The sequence below is a fragment of the Skermanella mucosa genome, from assembly GCF_016765655.2.
Classification (GTDB): Bacteria; Pseudomonadota; Alphaproteobacteria; order Azospirillales; family Azospirillaceae; genus Skermanella; species Skermanella mucosa.
This window is the reverse complement of sequence record NZ_CP086107.1, coordinates 205,689-222,274: the sequence shown is the minus strand read 5'-3', so window position 1 is coordinate 222,274 and position 16,586 is coordinate 205,689. Positions and strand designations below refer to the sequence as shown.

General features: G+C 68.8%; 10 protein-coding genes. 6 read left to right on the top strand and 4 right to left on the bottom strand.

Annotated features, from left to right (window positions below; all coding sequences use genetic code 11):
* Positions 1 to 32 precede the first annotated feature (32 nt).
* Both JL100_RS30920 and JL100_RS30915 read left to right on the top strand, forming a co-directional pair.
* Positions 33 to 4,253: a translocation/assembly module TamB domain-containing protein gene (locus JL100_RS30920; protein ID WP_202683162.1), complete on the top strand. Its 4,221-nt coding sequence runs from the start codon at positions 33 to 35 to the stop codon at positions 4,251 to 4,253.
* A gap of 59 nt (positions 4,254 to 4,312) precedes the next feature.
* The gene (locus JL100_RS30915) at positions 4,313 to 5,221 is read left to right on the top strand and encodes a cation diffusion facilitator family transporter (protein ID WP_202683161.1); all 909 of its coding nucleotides are present in this window, start codon (positions 4,313 to 4,315) and stop codon (positions 5,219 to 5,221) included.
* Positions 5,222 to 5,260: 39 nt separating this feature from the next.
* Here JL100_RS30915 and JL100_RS30910 read toward each other — a convergent pair whose 3' ends face one another.
* Together JL100_RS30910 and JL100_RS30905 are read right to left on the bottom strand one after the other, a co-directional pair.
* Positions 5,261 to 5,788, bottom strand: a complete 528-nt coding sequence (locus tag JL100_RS30910; protein WP_202683160.1) for a DUF1269 domain-containing protein — start codon at positions 5,786 to 5,788, stop codon at positions 5,261 to 5,263.
* Between the two features lie 41 nt (positions 5,789 to 5,829).
* The gene (locus JL100_RS30905) at positions 5,830 to 7,401 is read right to left on the bottom strand and encodes an AbgT family transporter (RefSeq protein WP_202683159.1); all 1,572 of its coding nucleotides are present in this window, start codon (positions 7,399 to 7,401) and stop codon (positions 5,830 to 5,832) included.
* A 372-nt stretch (positions 7,402 to 7,773) separates the two neighbouring features.
* Between JL100_RS30905 and JL100_RS30900 the strand changes: the two genes are divergently transcribed.
* The 3 genes from JL100_RS30900 (at position 7,774) to JL100_RS30890 (ending at position 11,593) form a co-directional block, all read left to right on the top strand.
* Positions 7,774 to 9,579 (top strand): SLC13 family permease, encoded by a 1,806-nt coding sequence (locus JL100_RS30900; RefSeq protein WP_202683158.1) that lies wholly within the window; start codon positions 7,774 to 7,776, stop codon positions 9,577 to 9,579.
* A gap of 73 nt (positions 9,580 to 9,652) precedes the next feature.
* The gene (locus JL100_RS30895) at positions 9,653 to 11,029 is read left to right on the top strand and encodes a M20/M25/M40 family metallo-hydrolase (protein WP_202683157.1); all 1,377 of its coding nucleotides are present in this window, start codon (positions 9,653 to 9,655) and stop codon (positions 11,027 to 11,029) included.
* 9 nt (positions 11,030 to 11,038) lie between these two features.
* Positions 11,039 to 11,593, top strand: coding sequence for a hypothetical protein (locus JL100_RS30890; protein ID WP_228421642.1), 555 nt, complete (start codon positions 11,039 to 11,041; stop codon positions 11,591 to 11,593).
* A gap of 79 nt (positions 11,594 to 11,672) precedes the next feature.
* Here the strand turns inward: JL100_RS30890 and JL100_RS30885 are convergent, their stop codons facing one another.
* Complete coding sequence (locus tag JL100_RS30885; RefSeq protein ID WP_202683156.1) at positions 11,673 to 13,712, bottom strand: adenylate/guanylate cyclase domain-containing protein; 2,040 nt, start codon at positions 13,710 to 13,712, stop codon at positions 11,673 to 11,675.
* A 56-nt stretch (positions 13,713 to 13,768) separates the two neighbouring features.
* Positions 13,769 to 14,782, bottom strand: coding sequence for an acetylserotonin O-methyltransferase (locus tag JL100_RS30880; RefSeq protein ID WP_228421675.1), 1,014 nt, complete (start codon positions 14,780 to 14,782; stop codon positions 13,769 to 13,771).
* A gap of 273 nt (positions 14,783 to 15,055) precedes the next feature.
* On the opposite strand from JL100_RS30880, the gene JL100_RS30875 reads away from it, so the two are divergent.
* Entirely contained in the window at positions 15,056 to 16,486 is a 1,431-nt protein-coding gene (locus tag JL100_RS30875; RefSeq protein ID WP_202683154.1) for a tetratricopeptide repeat protein, read from the top strand.
* Positions 16,487 to 16,586 lie beyond the last annotated feature (100 nt).

Genomic DNA, 16,586 nt, shown 5'->3' with positions numbered 1-16,586 from the left:
GGCGCGGAAGCATTGCAAGAAGGCGAAGTTCCATGGGAAGTCGGGTTCGCCGGTGGGCTGCGGCATTGCTGCTGGCGGGCGCGGCAGGCGCCGTCATCTTCCAGGAGCGATCCGGGGAGAACGGTTCCGGCTGGATCGCCGGCCAAGTCCAGCACCTGCTGAGCGGCCCGGACCGCACCGTCACGATCGGCCGCGTCGAAATCGGCTGGAGCCTCGACGTCGCCATCCATGACCTCGCCATTGCCGACGGCCAGGGAATCTGGCTCGACGTCGATCGGGTGACGCTGGACTGGGCGCCGGGCGCCCTGTTGCGCCGCGAGGTCCGGATCGGCGGCCTCGACGTCAACCGCATGGCGCTGGAGCGCCTGCCCGCCGGCCAGCCCGAGCCTCCGCCCGGCGAAGAGCCCTTCGGCCTGCCGCGGCTTCCCGACCTGCCGGTCGGCATCGATCTTCAGAAGCTGACGGTGGGGCAGCTCGACCTCGGTGCCCCCCTGCTCGGCGGCGAGCCGGCCAGCCTGAGGATCGACGGCAGTGCCCGGTTGGAGCGCCGCGGCGCTGGGGTCGCGGCGAATCTCGCGGTCGGCCGCCTGGACAGGCCGGGCTCCGGCAAGCTGGCACTGGACCACGCGCCCGGCGCCGACCGGCTCGACCTCGACTTGGCGGTGGAGGAGCCGGAGGGTGGCGTGATCGCGCGGGCCGCCGGCATCCCCGGCCTGCCGCCGGTCACTGTCGTCCTGCGCGGCTCCGGCCCCCTGCCCGGCTGGCGGGGCCGGCTGGACGGCAGCGCCGGCGACATGGCGCGCGTCGGCGCCGATGCCACCATCCGCGGCATTCCGGGTGCGGACGGCGCTGCGGGCTACGGGGTGACGATCAGCGGTGACGCCGCCCTCGCCCGACCGCCCGACCGGCTGCTCGACCGGCGGATCGCCGCGCTGATCGGTGACGGCATCGCCTTTCGGGCGGAAGCCGCCCTCGAGCCGGCCCGCAGGATCGCGCTCACCGGCGCCCGCGTGACGCTGGCAGCCGGAACGCTGGAGCTTTCCGGCACCTACCGGTTCGATCCCCCGGAGCTCGACTTCGACTACGCACTGGAGGCCGATGCCGGTTCGTCCCTGCGCATCCTCGCTCCCGAGGTCGGCTGGGAGCACGTCCGGCTCTCGGGGAAAGCCGCCGGACCGGTCGACGCACCGACCGTCGCCGCCGATCTCGCCATCGAGGGTATCGCCGCCGCGGACCCGCGTATCGCCCGGTTGGCCGGCCCGGAGGTGAGGATCTCCGGCAGCGCCGTGATCCTTCCCGGCACCGGAGAGATCCGTATCGACGGCCTTCGGGTCGGCGCCGCGATCGGGACCCTGAGCGCCACCGCCCTGGTCCGCGACTGGCAGGCGGTCGACGCCCGGGTCGCGCTCGACATGCCCGACCTGAAGCACCTCGCGGATATCGCCGGGGTGCCGCTCGAAGGAGCGGCCGTGCTCGGCGCCGATCTGACCGGCGGCGATCAGGCGGTCCTGGTGCGGGCGGACGTGACTGGCACCGCCACCGGCCTGCGCACCGGCCGGATCCATCCCGCAGTCGACGCCCTGGTCGGCCGCGAGGTGGATCTGGCCGGCCTCGTGACCGTGGGGACCGACGGCTCGATCGACCTGTCCAGCCTGAGGATTGACGGCCGGCATGTGGAGCTCACGGCGTCGGCGACTTTCCGCGACGGCGCCCTGGACGCCGGGTGGCGCGCCAGCCTGCCCCGCCTCGACGTCCTCGCCGAACCGCTGGAGACGGCGGTGGCCGGATCGTCCGTGGTGGACGGCACCGCGACCGGGCCGCTCGACGCGCTGGAAGTCCGGGCCGATCTGGCCGGCCGCGATCTGGTCCTGTCAGGCCGCGCCGTGCCGCGCGCCGATCTCTCCGTGCGGGCGACCCTGGCGCCGGGAACATCGCGCGGCACCCTGGACGCCAGCGCCGTCGTGGGCCGGCAGCCGTTCGATGCCAGGACCGCCTTCGCCCTCGAAGGACAACGCCTTGGCCTGACCGGCCTATCGCTGGGCGCCGGGCGCGACCGGATCACCGGCGCCGTCGGGGTGGCGCTCGACCGCATGACCGCGACGGGCCGGCTGGCCGGCGACATCGGCGATCTCGGCGTCTTCTCCGTCCTGGCCGGCCGGACGCTGGGCGGCAGCGGCAGGCTGGAAGTCAGGCTTGACGATGCTCGGGGCCGGCAGGCCGCGACCGCCGCCCTCGGGACAAGGAACCTGTCGGTCGCCGGTCCGGAGGGTCCCGTGCTGGCGGCCAGCCGGCTTGACCTGAACGCCGACGTCAGCGCCGCGCGGGGCGGGATTCGGTTCGACGGCAGGCTGGACGGAACGGGCGTTGCCGTCGCCGGCGCTCCGGCGCAGCCCGTACGGGTGAGACTCGCGGGCGGCTTGACCCGGGAAGGAACTCTCCGGCGGCTCGGAGTCGACAAGCTGGACGGCGCCTATGCCGGTGAACCGTTCCGGCTGGCCGGTCCGGCCACCGCGGCCATCGGCCCCGACATCTTCGAGGTCCGCAACCTGCTCCTCACCAGCCGCGAGGCCCGCGTCGCCCTGGACGGCGGACTGGTCCGCAACGCCCTGGACGGCACCGCCACCCTGACCCGGATCCCGCTGGCGCTCGCCTCCCTGGTAGCGCCTGATCATGAAGTCACCGGCCGCCTGGACGGCAAGGCCGTCTTCGGCGGCAGCCTCGCCGATCCGCGCGCCGACCTGGACCTGCGGGCCGCCGACGTGACCCTGAGGGGCGGAGAGGCCGCGGGACTGACCGGCATCGACATCGGTGCCACCGGCCGGTGGCGGAACGGCCGGCTGGCCCTGGACGGCAAGGCCGCGACCCGCCGGCGGGACGGCGTCGACATGCGGTTCCAGGCGGACTTGCCGCTCGTGCTGCGCCGGGAACCGCTGACGGTGGACCTGCCGCGGAACGTCCCCGTCAGCGGGGCGCTGCGCGGCCATGTCGAGCTCGCGATCCTGAACGACCTGCTCGCCGACACCGGCGACCAAGCGCAGGGGCGGCTCGACGTCAATCTCGACCTTGCCGGCTCCCTCGGCGATCCGCGGCTGGGCGGCGACGCCAGAATCGCAGGCGGCCGCTACGAGAACCGGGCGGCGGGCGCGGTGATCAGCGGGATCACCCTGCGGCTGCGCGGCGACGGCAGGCGCCTGACAGTCGACCGGTTCGACGGACGCACCCCGGGCGGCGGCACCGTCGAGGTCTCCGGCTCGGTGAACGTCGATCCGGCCGACCCCCGGGCCTTCGACCTGAGCATCGAGGCCGGCAACGCGCAGCTCGTCCAGACCGACATCGTCACGGCGAAGTTCGACACGCTGCTGAGCCTGACCGGGCCGCTCGACGCCCCGCTGCTCCGGGGACCGGTCACGATCCGGCACGCCGACATCCGGATACCGGAGAGGATGCCGCCCGGCGTGGTCGAGATCCAGGTGGAGGAGATCAACCGGCCGGGCGGCCCCGCCCCGGCGGAGCAGCCCACGGCGTCGCCGCTCCGGCTCCGGCTCGACATGACCGTGAAGGCGGAGAACCGGATTTTCGTTCGCGGCCGCGGATTGGCGATCGAACTGTCGTCCGATGCGACGGTCGGCGGCACGGCCGCCAAGCCGATCCCGGGCGGCGGGCTGAGGCTGGTCAACGGCACGCTCGACCTGCTGACCACGTGGTTCGAGTTCACCCGGGCCGACATCGTTTTCACCGGCGACGGCAGCGCCGATCCGATGCTGGACGTCAGCGCCCAGGCCAGGGCCGCCGACATCACGGCGCGGGTGGTGGTCACGGGGCGCGCGTCCGCCCCCAGGATCACGCTGACCTCCACGCCCGAACTGCCGCAGGACGAGATCCTCGCGCGCGTCCTGTTCAGCAAGCCGTTCAGCAACCTGAGCGCGATCGAGGCCGTCCAGATCGCCCAGTCCGTCAGCCGTCTCACCGGCATCGGCGGCGCTCCCGGCGTCATCGACAAGGTGCGCGGCACGCTGGGCATCGACCGGCTCGAGCTGCTGAGCGGCAAGCCGGGCGAGGGCCTGTCGGGTACCGGCGTCGCTGCCGGCCGCTACGTCTCGCGCGACGTCTATGTCGGTGCCGAGCAGCGCGTGGGCGAGGCGGGCAGCCGGGCCGTGGTCGAGATCACCCTGACCAGGAACCTGAGGCTCCGCACCGATGTTGGGACCAACTCGGGCGCCAGTATCGGCGTGCTGTACGAATGGGAATACTGAACGGCTGCCGGGAACCGCCGGGGATCAAGGCAGTCTGCCCAGTCAGTTGGAGTTCAATGATGCCCGCAGCCGACGCCGAACAGAAAGTCCTACGCCGCTCGATCATCGTCACCGTCCTCATCGGAGCGGCCGGGGTCCTTTTCGGCATCCTGTCCGGATCGCTCTCCATCATCTTCGACGGCATGTTCTCGGCCGTCGACGCCTCCATGACGGCGCTGGCGCTGATGGTGACGCGGCTCATCGCCCGCGACAAGAGCGAGCGCTTCCAGCTGGGCTTCTGGCACCTCGAACCGATGGCGCTGGCGCTCAACGGCGCCCTGCTGATCCTCCTCGCCTTCTACGCCTTCGTGAACGCGGTCGGCCTGCTGCTGGCCGGCGGGCGCGACCTCTCCTTCGACTGGGCGATCGTCTACGCCGCCGTCGTCGCGGCCGCGTGTTTCGCGATGTTCTTCGCCGGCCGCAGGGCGAACCGGGCGATCGGGTCGGAGTTCGTCGCCCTCGACGTCAAGGGCTGGCTGATGTCGGGGACGATCACCCTGGCCCTGCTGGTGGCCTTCATCGCCGCGGCCATGTTGCGGGACACGCGCTTCGAGGCCCTGGCACCTTATGTCGATCCGGCCATCCTCGCCGTGCTGGCGCTGATCATCCTTCCGGTGCCCGTGAGGACGGTGAGGCAGGCGATCTCGGAAATCCTCCTCGCCGCGCCGGGCAACCTGGACAGCAGCGTCCGGGCCGTCGCGGAGGCGACGGTGGAGAAATACGGCTTCGAAGGCTACCAGACCTACGTCGCCAAGGTCGGCCGCTCCCGTTTCATCGAGATCCACCTGATCGTGCCGCAATCGTTCCGGATCGACAGCGTCCGGCGCCTCGACGAGATCCGGGAGGAGATCGGGGCGGCGATCGGCGGATCGGAACGCGAGCGCTGGCTGACGATCGCCTTCGTCGGCGACAGGCGCTGGTCGATCTGAATGACCCGCGTCGGGCAAAGCCCGACCGCGGGTTTCCGGTTATGCCGTCGCCTGCGCAGTGGCGCAGTTCAAGGCCTCCTTGAGGCGGTTCTCCTGCTCGGTCGTCAGCGACGTGCGCAGCACCGTGCCATGGTACTTGCTGAGCTCGGGCAGCACCTTGTCGGGATTGACCCTGCGCACCAGCACGAACAGCGCGGAGGTCCCCGGCTCGATCGTCTGGGCGATCTTCCGGATGTAATCGTCCGGGATGCCGTAATCGGTCACGCTGCCGGCCAGCGCGCCGGTCCCGGCGCCGATGACGCCTCCCAGCGCCATGCCGGCGAGAGGATTGAGGAACAGCAGGCCGACCAGCGAGCCCCAGAGCATGCCGGAAAGCCCCGATTTGGCGCTTCCCAGGGACACGAGGTTCACCGCCTGCTTCAGGCGCACCTTGCCGTCCAGTTCCCGCACCGCGACGCAGGCATCCTCAAGGTCGATGAGGTATTCCCGCTGCATCTCCCGCAGTTCGTCGAGGGCCTTGTCGGCCGTTTCCTTGTCCTTGAACGCGACGCAGATCAGATCGGACATCTGTGGTTTCCTCCCTATGGTGAGACGGACGTTTCCCTTCGTCAGGCCGGCCCGAGCGGGATGCCGAGCACGTACCAGGCGATCAGGAGCAGGGTCCAGGCGACCACGAGGATCCCGGTGTATGGCAGCATCAGGGAGACGATGGTGCCGATGCCTGCGTCCTTCTGGTACTTCGCGGCGAAGCCGACCATGACCCCGAGATACACGTTCAGCGGCGTTATGACGTTCATCGGCGAATCCCCGACCCGATAGGCCGCCAGGACAAGGTTCGGGTCCCCGCCCAGTCGCATGAAGAGCGGAATGAACACGGGAGCGAAGATCGCCCACTTCGCGACGGCCCCGGTGATCAGGACATCGATCAGGAAGATGATCAGCACGAAGATGATGATGTAGCCGACCCCGTTGATCGGCGCGTCCTGCAGGATGTCGGCGAGGTTGGCGGCCAGCACGGTCGCCATGTTGGTGAAGTTGAAGAACGCGATGAACTGCGCGATGACAAGGAGGAGGAAGATCAGCCCCGCGAGCCCCGCGAAGGTCTTCACGATCATGCCGATCGCCTGGGTCAGGTTGTTGATCGTGCCGGCTCCCTTGCCGTAGGCGAAGCCGACCGCGAAGAAAAGCGCGCTGATCTGGATGATCAGGCCGTCCATGAAGGGCGAGCCCGACAGGATCTCCCCGGTCTGCGGGTTTCGCAGCACCGAGTTCGGCGGTGCGGTCAGGAGCGCCATCACCGCCACGAACACCGCGAGCGCTATGCCGGCGTTGCGCAGGCCCTTGGATTGCTCCGGGGTCAATCCTTCGGCGGCCTCCACCGGCACGCCGCCCGTGTAGGGTCCCAGATGCGGTTCGACGATCTTCTCGGTGATGAGCGTGCAGAGAACTGCCATCAGAAGGCTTGAGACGATCATGAAATAGAGGTTGCCGACGAGGGTGACCTGGCGCGCCGGATCGACGAGGCGTATCGCGTCGTTGGTCATTTCGGCCAGCAGCGCGTCGGTGGGCGTGACGAAGACATTGACGAGGAATACCGCCGCCACCCCGGAAAAGGCCGCCGCCAGCCCCGCCAGGGGATGCCGCCCGAGGCTGTGGAATGCCGCGGCGCCCAGCGGGACGAGCACCAGGTAGCCCGCGTCCGCCGCGATCGAGGAAACGACCCCGAGCATCACGACGATGAAGGTGAAGATCGAGCGGGGCGCGATGAGGACGATCTTGCGGACCAGCGTCGCGATCAGCCCGGACTCCTCGGCGACGCCCACGCCGACCATGGCGATGATGATCACGCCGACCGATCCGAAGCCCAGGAAATTAGCCACGGGGGACGTGATCATGAAGCGCAGGCCCTCTGCCGACAGCAGGCTCCGCACGGCCGTCGTGCGCGTCTCGATCTCGCCCGAGACCGGATCGGCCACCTCGTAGGTGATCGAGGTTCCCAGAAGGCCGAAAACAGCCGACAGGACGATGACGATGCCGATCAGGATGAAGAAGATGATGCCCGGGTGCGGCACCTTGTTTCCAACGCGTTCGATCGTCGTGAGAAACCTGTCCAGAGCTCCCGGTTTCTTGGCCACCGCCTGCGTCTGGCTCGGCGTCGTGTATCCGAGTTCGCCCGCCATCGTCCTCCCCTTCAGACAAGGTTTATGGGGATATAGTCAGAACAACGACCGCGAGGATACTTCAAGCATAGTATTAATACCAAAATGGCAAGAACTTCGAAAATCATCCCAACCATTGTAAAGACAAATAGAAACCGGTGAAACAGTTTCAAGAATCTTTTTGCATTTGCGAACTGATGTTTCAAAATGAGACATTAGGCATGCAATCTCGTTTCCGGTTATCAGCAAATTTCGGTGGACTTCCTGTCATTGCTGATGGTTTGATTATTTTCCCTGGCGTGTTAGATGAAGAGCCGGCAACGCTTGATCCCGGCGGCTGGCGCGCCTGCATCGGCACGGTCGGCATCTGCAAAAGATTTGAAGGTTGGATCCGTGAGCGATATCTGGATCGTCTTCGCCATCATTGCTGCGATCATCGTGCTGTTCATATGGGACCGTCTTCCGGTCATCGCTGTCTGCGTAGGCGCCGCGCTGTCGCTCTGGGTGACGGGAATCCTGACGTTGAGCCAGAGCCTGGCAGGCTTCGGCGACCCGGCGGTGATATTCATCGCGGCGCTCTTCGTCGTCAGCGCCGGCCTGGAGGTGGCGGGCGTGACGGCCTGGGCCGGGCAGGTCCTGATCAGGCAGGCCGGCGACAGCCGGATGAGGCTGATCGTGCTGATGATGGGCTTCGTCGGGGTCCTGAGCGCGCTGATCAGCGTGAACGGCGCGGTGGCGGCGCTTCTGCCCGTGGTGGTCGTCATGGCCATCCGGCTGGGCCGGTCGCCTTCCCAGCTGCTGATGCCGCTGGTCTTCGGAGCCCATGGGGGCTCCCTGCTGATGCTGACCGGCAGCCCGGTCAACGTGCTCGTGGTGGAAGCTTCGGCGGATGCGGGCGGCGGCGGATTCGGCTATTTCGAGTTCGCGCTGATCGGCGCGCCGATCGTGCTGGGGTGCATCGGGATCGTGGTGCTGTTCGGCGAACGCCTGCTGCCGAGCCGCACCAGCCGGTCCCTGCCGCCCGACCTGAGCCGGCATGCGACCACCCTGTTCGAGCAGTATCGCCTGTCGGGCGACGTGTATCAGCTGCATGTGCGTCCGGGATCCCCGCTGATCGGAAAGACGCGCGAGGCCATCGGCCTCGCCAGAAGGGGCGATCTGACCTTCGTGACGTTCAAGGACGCGCAGGGCCTCCTGATCCGGCGCGACACCATAGGCGAGGGCGACCTGCTGGTCGTGCGCGGGCCTGCCGACCAGGCGGCCGAAGTCGCCCGGGAATTCAACCTCGCCTTCCGCGAGGACGCGCCCGAGGGGGAGATCGCCGACCAGCTCTTCAACCGCGACTCCGGGCTTGCGGAAGTGCTGATCCCGCCGCGGTCGCCCCTGATCGGGGAGCGTTTCTTTCCCGGGATGGTCACCGAAAGCGGCGACCTGATCGTGCTGGCGCTTCAGCGGCAGGGCGTCGACCTGACGCCGGGCAACGCGCTGGCGGCGGGCGACACCATGCTTCTGCAGGGCACCTGGAAGGCCCTCGACACGCGGCTCGACCAAGCCGAGGTGCTGGTGGTCAACTCGCCCGACCTGATGCGGCGCCAGGCCGTGCCGATGGGGCGGGGCGCCGGGACGGTCCTCGCGGCGCTCGCGGTCATGGTGTTCCTGCTGGCCACGGGGCTGGTGCCGCCCGCCGTCGCGGGGCTGCTCGCCGCCGGCATCATCCTGATCTCGGGAGTGCTGAGCGTGGAACAGGTGTATCGCTCGATCAATTGGACGACGGTGATCCTGGTCGGCGCCATGATGCCGCTCTCGACCGCGATGGAGCGGACCGGCGCCGCCGCCCTGCTCGCCGAGAGCCTCGTGGGGTTCGTCGGGGATGCCGGACCCTATGCGCTGATGACCGGCCTCTTCGTGTTCTCGGCGGTCCTCGGGCAGGTGATCTCCAATACCGCCACGGCGCTCATCATCATCCCGATCTCGGTGGTCGCGGCCCAGCAGATGGGCATCTCGACGCAGCCGGTCCTGATGTGCGTGTGCGTCGCCTGCGCCGGGGCTTTCCTGACTCCGGTGGCGACGGCGACGAACCTGATGGTGATGGAGCCGGGCGCCTACAGGTTCGGCGATTACTGGAAGCTGGGCCTGCCGATGCTGATCTGGTGCTTCATCCTCGTGATCTTCGTGGTGCCGGTCATCTGGCCGTTCTGAGCCTGCGGCCCAGGCGAAGACTCCGCGTGAATCTCTGCGGAAGGTAAAGGAAACCAAGGGAGGAAACCTGGAAATGTCCGAACTCGATGCAGTCCTCGCCCGTGCCGACGCCGATCTCGACGCGGCGCTGGACCGCCTGTTCGCCACGCTGCGGCTGAAGTCGATCTCGACCGATCCGGCCTATGCCGCCGAGACGCGGGCCTGCGCCGAATGGCACGCGGCCGATCTCGCCTCGATCGGCTTCGACGCGAGCGTGCGGGACACGGAAGGCCATCCGATGGTCGTCGCGCACGACCGCTCGGCGCCGGGGACCTCGGTGCTGTTCTATGGTCATTACGACGTGCAGCCGGTCGATCCGCTGGAGCTGTGGGAGCACGACCCCTTCGCCCCCTCGATCGAGACGCGGGCGGACGGCTCCCGAATGATCGTCGCGCGCGGGGCGGCGGACGACAAGGGACAGCTGATGACCTTCGTCGAGGCCTGCCGCGCCTGGAAGGCGGTAACGGGCAAGCTGCCGATCCCGATCACGATCCTGCTGGAGGGCGAGGAGGAATCCGGCGGCGTGAACCTGCCGCCGTTCCTGGACGCCAACAGGGAGGAGCTGCGCGCCGATCTGGCGCTGATCTGCGACACCAACATGTGGGATGCGAACACGCCGGCGATCACGACCAGCCTGCGCGGGCTCTGCGGCGAGGAGATCACCATCCACGCAGCCGACCGCGACCTGCACTCCGGATTCTACGGCTCGGCGGCCGCGAACCCCAACCACATCCTGGCCCGCATCATCGCCGACCTGCGCGACGCCGACGGCCGCGTCACCATCCCCGGATTCTACGACGGCGTGCCGGAGCTGCCCAAGGCGCTGAAGGAGAGCTGGGCCAGGCTCGATTTCTCCACGGAGGCCTTCCTGGGCGAGATCGGGCTTTCGGTGCCGGCGGGGGAGAAGGGGCGCTCGGCGCTCGAGATGGTCTGGTCGCGGCCGACCTGCGAAGTGAACGGCATGGGCGGCGGCTACCAGGGCGCCGGCTTCAAGACGGTGATCCCGGCGCAGGCCTCGGCCAAGATCTCGTTCCGGCTGGTGTTCGACCAGGATCCGCACAAGGTCCGCGCGGCCTTCCGGGACTTCGTCAGGGCGCGGGTCCCGGCCGACTGCCGGGTGGAGTTCATGGAGCACGGGTCGGGGACCGCCGTGGCCTTCGATACGGGCGCGCCGGCCTTCCAGAAGACGCAGGGGGCCCTGACCCGGGAATGGGGCCGCGACGCCGCCTTCGTGGGCGGGGGCGGCTCGATCCCGGTGACGACGCTGATCAAGGACAAGCTCGGGATCGACGTGGTTATGGTGGGCTTCGGCCTCAGCGACGACCGGATCCACAGCCCCAACGAGAAGTACGACCTGAAGAGCTTCCACAAGGGGATCCGGTCCTGGGTGCGGATCCTGGCCGCCCTGTAGCGGCGGAGCGTGGAAGGCCGGCTTTCAAAAGGGAGCGATCACATGGGCACACCCATTTCCACCGAGAAACGGATGCTGACCGCCACGGAGTTCGAGGTCGTCGAGCGGACCCACTATCCGGCGATCCTGGAACTGCCCGAGGAAAACCTGTCGGAAATCGTGAAGCTGCTGCGGGATTACAGGGACAAAGCGCGCGACCGCGCGCGGCAGCAGCGCCGCGAGATGCGCGGAAAGTCGCAGCCGCGGGGGGCGGTCGCCGCTCGTGACAACAGCGGCACGGAGCGGAAAGGGGAAATCTTCGCAAGCGCCTTGAAGCGCATCAACCGGGAACTGTCGCGAATCAGGAAAGCCAGGAGCCGGAAGGTTCAGGGCGAACACGCCCGCCGCGCTCTGGACATGAAACGCCGGAACCGTATCCGCCATCACCCGGGTTCCGGCAGGACCGCCAGCCGTCCCATGACGCTGATCGAGAACCCCAATCCGACGGTCGCCATGGACCCGCGGGAGATCGGCCGGGTGTCGCAAGCGGTCAAGGTTGGTCAAGCCCGGCGAGACTTCCGGTGACTTCACCGGAAGTGACGTCGATGAGATGGACGTCTTCCCGTTCCCATCGACGGGAAGGCGTGAGAAACCGCCGTTGTCCTCACATCTTGGACCGGTGGACATGCACGCCCCGCCAGTCCCTCGACGGCGCCGCGCCGGCGGGTTCCGCCCGCATCCCCACGGTGTGCTCCAGGAGGTAGCGGGCCGGGCGGTCGTCGGGCGCCTTGCCGAGGAGGGCGCGGAAGCCGTGCGCGGCCTCCTCGAACCGGCCGGCGACCAGGTGCCTCAGGGCCGCCTCGTGGAGGTCCCGGACCATCAGCGTCGTCCCGTCGACCTCGCCCGTGCGGCCCAGCAGCTCGTACAGCTCCACCGGTTCCGACCGTCCGGGAACGGTCACCCGGTCGAGGTGGCGCCATTCGAACCCGCCGCCGGCGGTCCGGCGCACCTCGCCCGAGGCCAGGATGCCGGTCCCGTAGGCCTTGTTCAGCATCTCCAGCCGGGATGCCAGGTTCACCGCGTCCCCGATCACCGTGTAGGACAGGCGCTGCGCCGTCCCGATATTGCCGACCAGGACTTCTCCCGTGGCCAGGCCGATGCGCGTCCGGGACGGCGGCGCGTCGCCGTCCTCGAGGTCGAGCAGGCCGAGGAAGCGCTGCGCGTCGAGCGCCGCCTCGCATGCGCGGGCCGCGTGACCGCGGACACGGTGCGGGGCATTGAAGAAGGCCAGCATGCCGTCGCCCATGAACTTGTCCACGACGCCGCCGGCGTCCTGGACGGCCCGTTCCAGGGCGCCGAAATACCTGCCCAGGTATCCCACCAGCTTCCCCGGCGGCATGCCTTCGGCGATCCCGGTGAAGCCGGCCAGGTCCGAGACCAGGATGGTCAGCACGCGCAACTCGCCGCCGGGTTCGGCCGCCTGCCCGCTCGTCAGGACGCGCCGGACGACGTCGACCGGCACATAGGTCGAGAAGGACCGCAGGGCCGCCTTCATGCGCACGAGCGAGCGCGCCATCGCGTCGATCTCGCGGATGGAGGAATGGACCGGCCCGGTGCGCGGGAAACGCAGGTCGCCGATCGCCGCGAGATCCCGGCTCATCAGGCGGATCGGCCTGGAGATGGCATGGGCGATCACGGTCGCGGCGACGATTCCGGCCGCCAGGAAGATGCCGGCGGTCACCAGGACCGCCGCCGTGGCGGACCACATCGGCTCCTCGATGTCGGCGAGGGGCAGCATGACCAGGAGTCGCCAGCGCAGGCCGCCGCCGACCGCGAGGACTCGGCTGTCGACGACGACCCCGCCGGCCGTGGCGCGGAACTGGCCGCCGGAGTGGCCCGCGGAGTGTCCGCCGGCGGCCGACAGCGCGGCGCGCAGTTCTTCCGGAAAGTCGGGACCGGCACCGAGCACGAGGGGTTCGCCGGCCGACCCGGGCGCCACGATCGCGGCGCGCCCGCCGGTCCCGACCCGCAGGTCCGCCAGGAAACTCTCGATCCCGCTGAGATGGAAGTCCGCGGTCGCCACGCCCGCCGCCCCGCCCGTCCCGGGATGCCTCAGTCCGACCACCGCCGAGATGCCCGGCCTGCCCTCGGCGAACTCGTAGGCATCCGTCCAGCGCGGTTCGTCGGCGTCGATCCCCAGGGCGAACCAAGCCTTGCCGCGGGGGTCGTACGGCACTCCCGGTCCGGTCTCCAGGGGTGTCCGGGTCCCGTCGGCGCGCAGTTCCCATTCACGGGCGATCCCCCCGTCGATCCTCGGGTCCGACCGGTTGAGGACGAGCATGCCGTCGCGCCGGGTCACGCCCAGGAACTCTCCCGTTCCGGCGCTGCTGACGCTCACCCAGGTCAGCGCCGGGCTCGCCCGGGCCTCGGAAACCAGGTAGCCGGTCATGCGGTCCGTGTCGCCCAGGATCGAGTCCCGGTGCTCGGTGAAATACTTCACCCTGAGCAGGACGGCGGGGCCGTTCTCCAGGAATCGGGAAACCCGGTGCGCCACGTCGTTGGCGACCTGCTCGATCTCGCGGTCCGCGACGGCCTGGACCACGGAGAGATGACGCAGGAGCACGACCGCCGAGACGACCGCCAGCGAGCAGGCCATCAGGGCCATGTTGGCGTACAGAAGCGTGCTTCGGATCCCCAGGCCCATAGCATCCTCCCTGTCCATCGACCCTGTCCATCGGTCGCGCCCGGCCAGCCCCCGCCCTAGGGCTTGCGGCCGATGACCGCGCCGTTGGCGCCCGGCGCGTCGAACCGGACGGTCGCCACCTCGCGGAAACCGGCATCCTGCATCCACCCCGCGTATTCGGACGGCGTGTAGTTCCGTCCCTCCGTCTCGATCAGCATGTTGAGGCTCATCAGCGCGGCCGGGGCCGGACCGGTCTTGTCGTCGTTGACCAGAAGCTCGCTGATCACGGTCAAGCCGCCGCTCGGCAGCGCCTCGAAGGACCGGCGCAGCAGCGCCCGGTCCTTCTCCTCGTCCCAATCGTGGAGGATCATCGAGAGCAGATGGACGTCGTGGCCGCCGGGGAACGGCGCCGCGCCGAAGAAATCTCCCGGAACCGTCCCGATCCTCCCGCCCAGCCCGGCCTCCGCGATCTTGCCGGCGGCGATCCCGGCCACGTGGGGCAGGTCGAACACGGTCGCCCGAAGGTGGGGATAGCGACGGCAGAGCTCGATGTCATAAGCACCGGACCCGCCGCCGATGTCCAGGAGACGCCGGAAGCGGCTGAAATCCAGGGCTTCCCCGAGCCGGCGCGCGGTCATGGTCGAGAGCGCGTGCATCGCTTCCCAGAAGAGGGCCAGCATCGTCGGATCCTCGGCATCGAAGATCGAGGCCTGCTTGGCCGGATCCCAGGTCGTCGGCCGGTTCGTCCGGATCGCCTCGGCGAGCTTCCCCCAGCCGGCATAGAGCCGCTTGTCGGCCATCTCGACCCAGCCTCCGAAATAGCCGGGTTTGCCGCGCACGAGATAGGCCTCGCTGACCGGGGCGTTCCCGTACCGGCCGTCGTTCTTCTCCAGGAGGCCGAGGGCCGCGCATCCGGTCAGCAGCATTTCCGCCGGGCGGGGCGATATCCCGAGAGCCTCGGCAAGCTCCAGGCATGTCGTGCCCGCACCGCCGGAAAGCCGGGTGAAGAGATCCAGCTCATGGGCCGCGGCCAGGGTCTTGAACGCCCAGAAGCCGGTCGAGAGGGCCATCAGGGGTGCCGGCGAAGGCAGGTCCGGTTCGACGAAGATCGGCCGATCGGGAAGAAATTCAGGGCCGGCGGTCTCGATCAGGCTTGTCATCCTTTGTTCCTCCACTTCCAGGGCATCGGGGTGCCAGCGGCGAAGTCCTGGGTTTTCTTGCGGAACAGGGTCGCCGGTCCCGGAACGCCCTTCTTGTACGCCCGTTTCGTTTCCGCGGGTTTATCCGGAATATGCCTGGATTTTCCGGATAATGGCCGGCATCTTTCCTAAAGGGGCGACCTCTGCGGACGACGGAGAGCAGGGTTGGAAGACAAGAAGCTTATCGCAGCGACGATCAGGGACTATCTTGCCCGTGAAAGGATGTCGCGGGAGCAGTTCGCCTTCAAAACGAAGCTGGGAAAATCGACGGTCGACAAGCTGCTGATAGGTTTGTTCTCCGACAAGACGCTCTCCATCGTCGAGAACCACACGAAACTGTCTTTCCGCCCGGCAGGGGAACCGGACCGGCACGCGGCGACGGTCGCGGGTCCCGGCGAGGCGACGATCCACGGCAAGCCTTCCATCGCGGTCCTGCCCTTCGCCAACATGAGCTGCGATCCCGAGCAGGAGTATCTCGCGGACGGCATCACCGAGGACATCATCACGGCGCTGGCCCGCCTGCGCTGGCTGTTCGTCATCTCCCGCAACTCCTCCTTCGTCTACAAGGGCAAGCCCGCCGACGTCAGGCAGGTCGCCCGGGACCTGGGGGTCCGCTACGTCCTGGAGGGGAGCGTCAGGACGGCGGGCCTGCGCATCCGCATCAGCGGCCAGCTGGTCGACGCGGAGTCGGGAAAGCACATCTGGGCGGAGCGGTACGACCGCGACCTGCAGGACATCTTCGCGGTCCAGGACGACATCACGGAACGGGTGGTCGCCGCGGTGGAGCCCCACCTCTACGCCGAGGAGGGGTTCCGCGTCTCCAGCAGGCCGCCGGACAGCATCGACGCCTGGGGGCTGGTCGTGCGGGCCATGGGCCTGATCAACCGGGTGGGACGCCGGCAGAACGAGGATGCGCAGGCCCTGCTGCGCCATGCCATCGCCATCGAGCCGGGCTATGCCCGCGCCCATGCGCTGCTGAGCTGGGCGCTGTGGTGGGCGGCGCTGTGCTACTGGTTCCCCGATGCGCGCGAGGGCTATGGCCAAGCGGCCGGACATGCCCAGGACGCGCTTTCCCTCGATCCCGGCGACCCCTGGGCCCGCATGGTCTCGGGGCTGTGCCTCAGCACGGCGGGCCAGCACGAGCGGGCCCTCGGGGAGCTCCGGACCGCGCTCGGTCTCCACCCGAGCTTCGCGCTGGGCCGCACGGCGTTGGGCTGGGCGCTCCTGCGGGCGGGCCATTTCGACGAGGCGATCGCCGAGACCGCCCGCGCGCTGCGCATGAGCCCGCTCGACGGCTTCTCCGGGCTGTACACGGCGATCCACGGGCTGGCGCTTCTGGGAGCCCAGCATTTCGAGGAGGCGCTGCCCTTCCTGCGGACCTCGGTCTCTTCCTTCGCGGAATATTCCGGGCATTACAACACCCTGATCAGCTGCTGCGGCCACCTGGGCCTGATCGAGGAGGCCCGGGAATTCATCGAGATCCGCAACAGGGTGGGCCCTCCGCTCTGCCTCGGCGTGCTTCGCCGCAACCTGGGCAAGTTCGCCCACCGCGACGTGTTCATCGAGGGGCTGAGGAAGGCCGGGGTGCCCGAATAGGGGATCCGGAAGAATTCCGGAAAGTTCAGGAAAGGTCCGGCGAGAGCCCGGGAAAGCCGCACACGGTAAGACTCCGGTCATCCAACGATGATCAAGGGAC

Excerpts from the sequence above, each read along its gene's own strand:
- JL100_RS30920 (WP_202683162.1), top strand. The coding sequence starts at position 33 with ATGGGAAGTCGGGTTCGCCGGTGGGCTGCGGCATTGCTGCTGGCGGGC.
- JL100_RS30915 (WP_202683161.1), top strand. The coding sequence starts at position 4,313 with ATGCCCGCAGCCGACGCCGAACAGAAAGTCCTACGCCGCTCGATCATC.
- JL100_RS30910 (WP_202683160.1), bottom strand. The coding sequence starts at position 5,788 with ATGTCCGATCTGATCTGCGTCGCGTTCAAGGACAAGGAAACGGCCGAC.
- JL100_RS30905 (WP_202683159.1), bottom strand. The coding sequence starts at position 7,401 with ATGGCGGGCGAACTCGGATACACGACGCCGAGCCAGACGCAGGCGGTG.
- JL100_RS30895 (WP_202683157.1), top strand. The coding sequence starts at position 9,653 with ATGTCCGAACTCGATGCAGTCCTCGCCCGTGCCGACGCCGATCTCGAC.
- JL100_RS30885 (WP_202683156.1), bottom strand. The coding sequence starts at position 13,712 with ATGGGCCTGGGGATCCGAAGCACGCTTCTGTACGCCAACATGGCCCTG.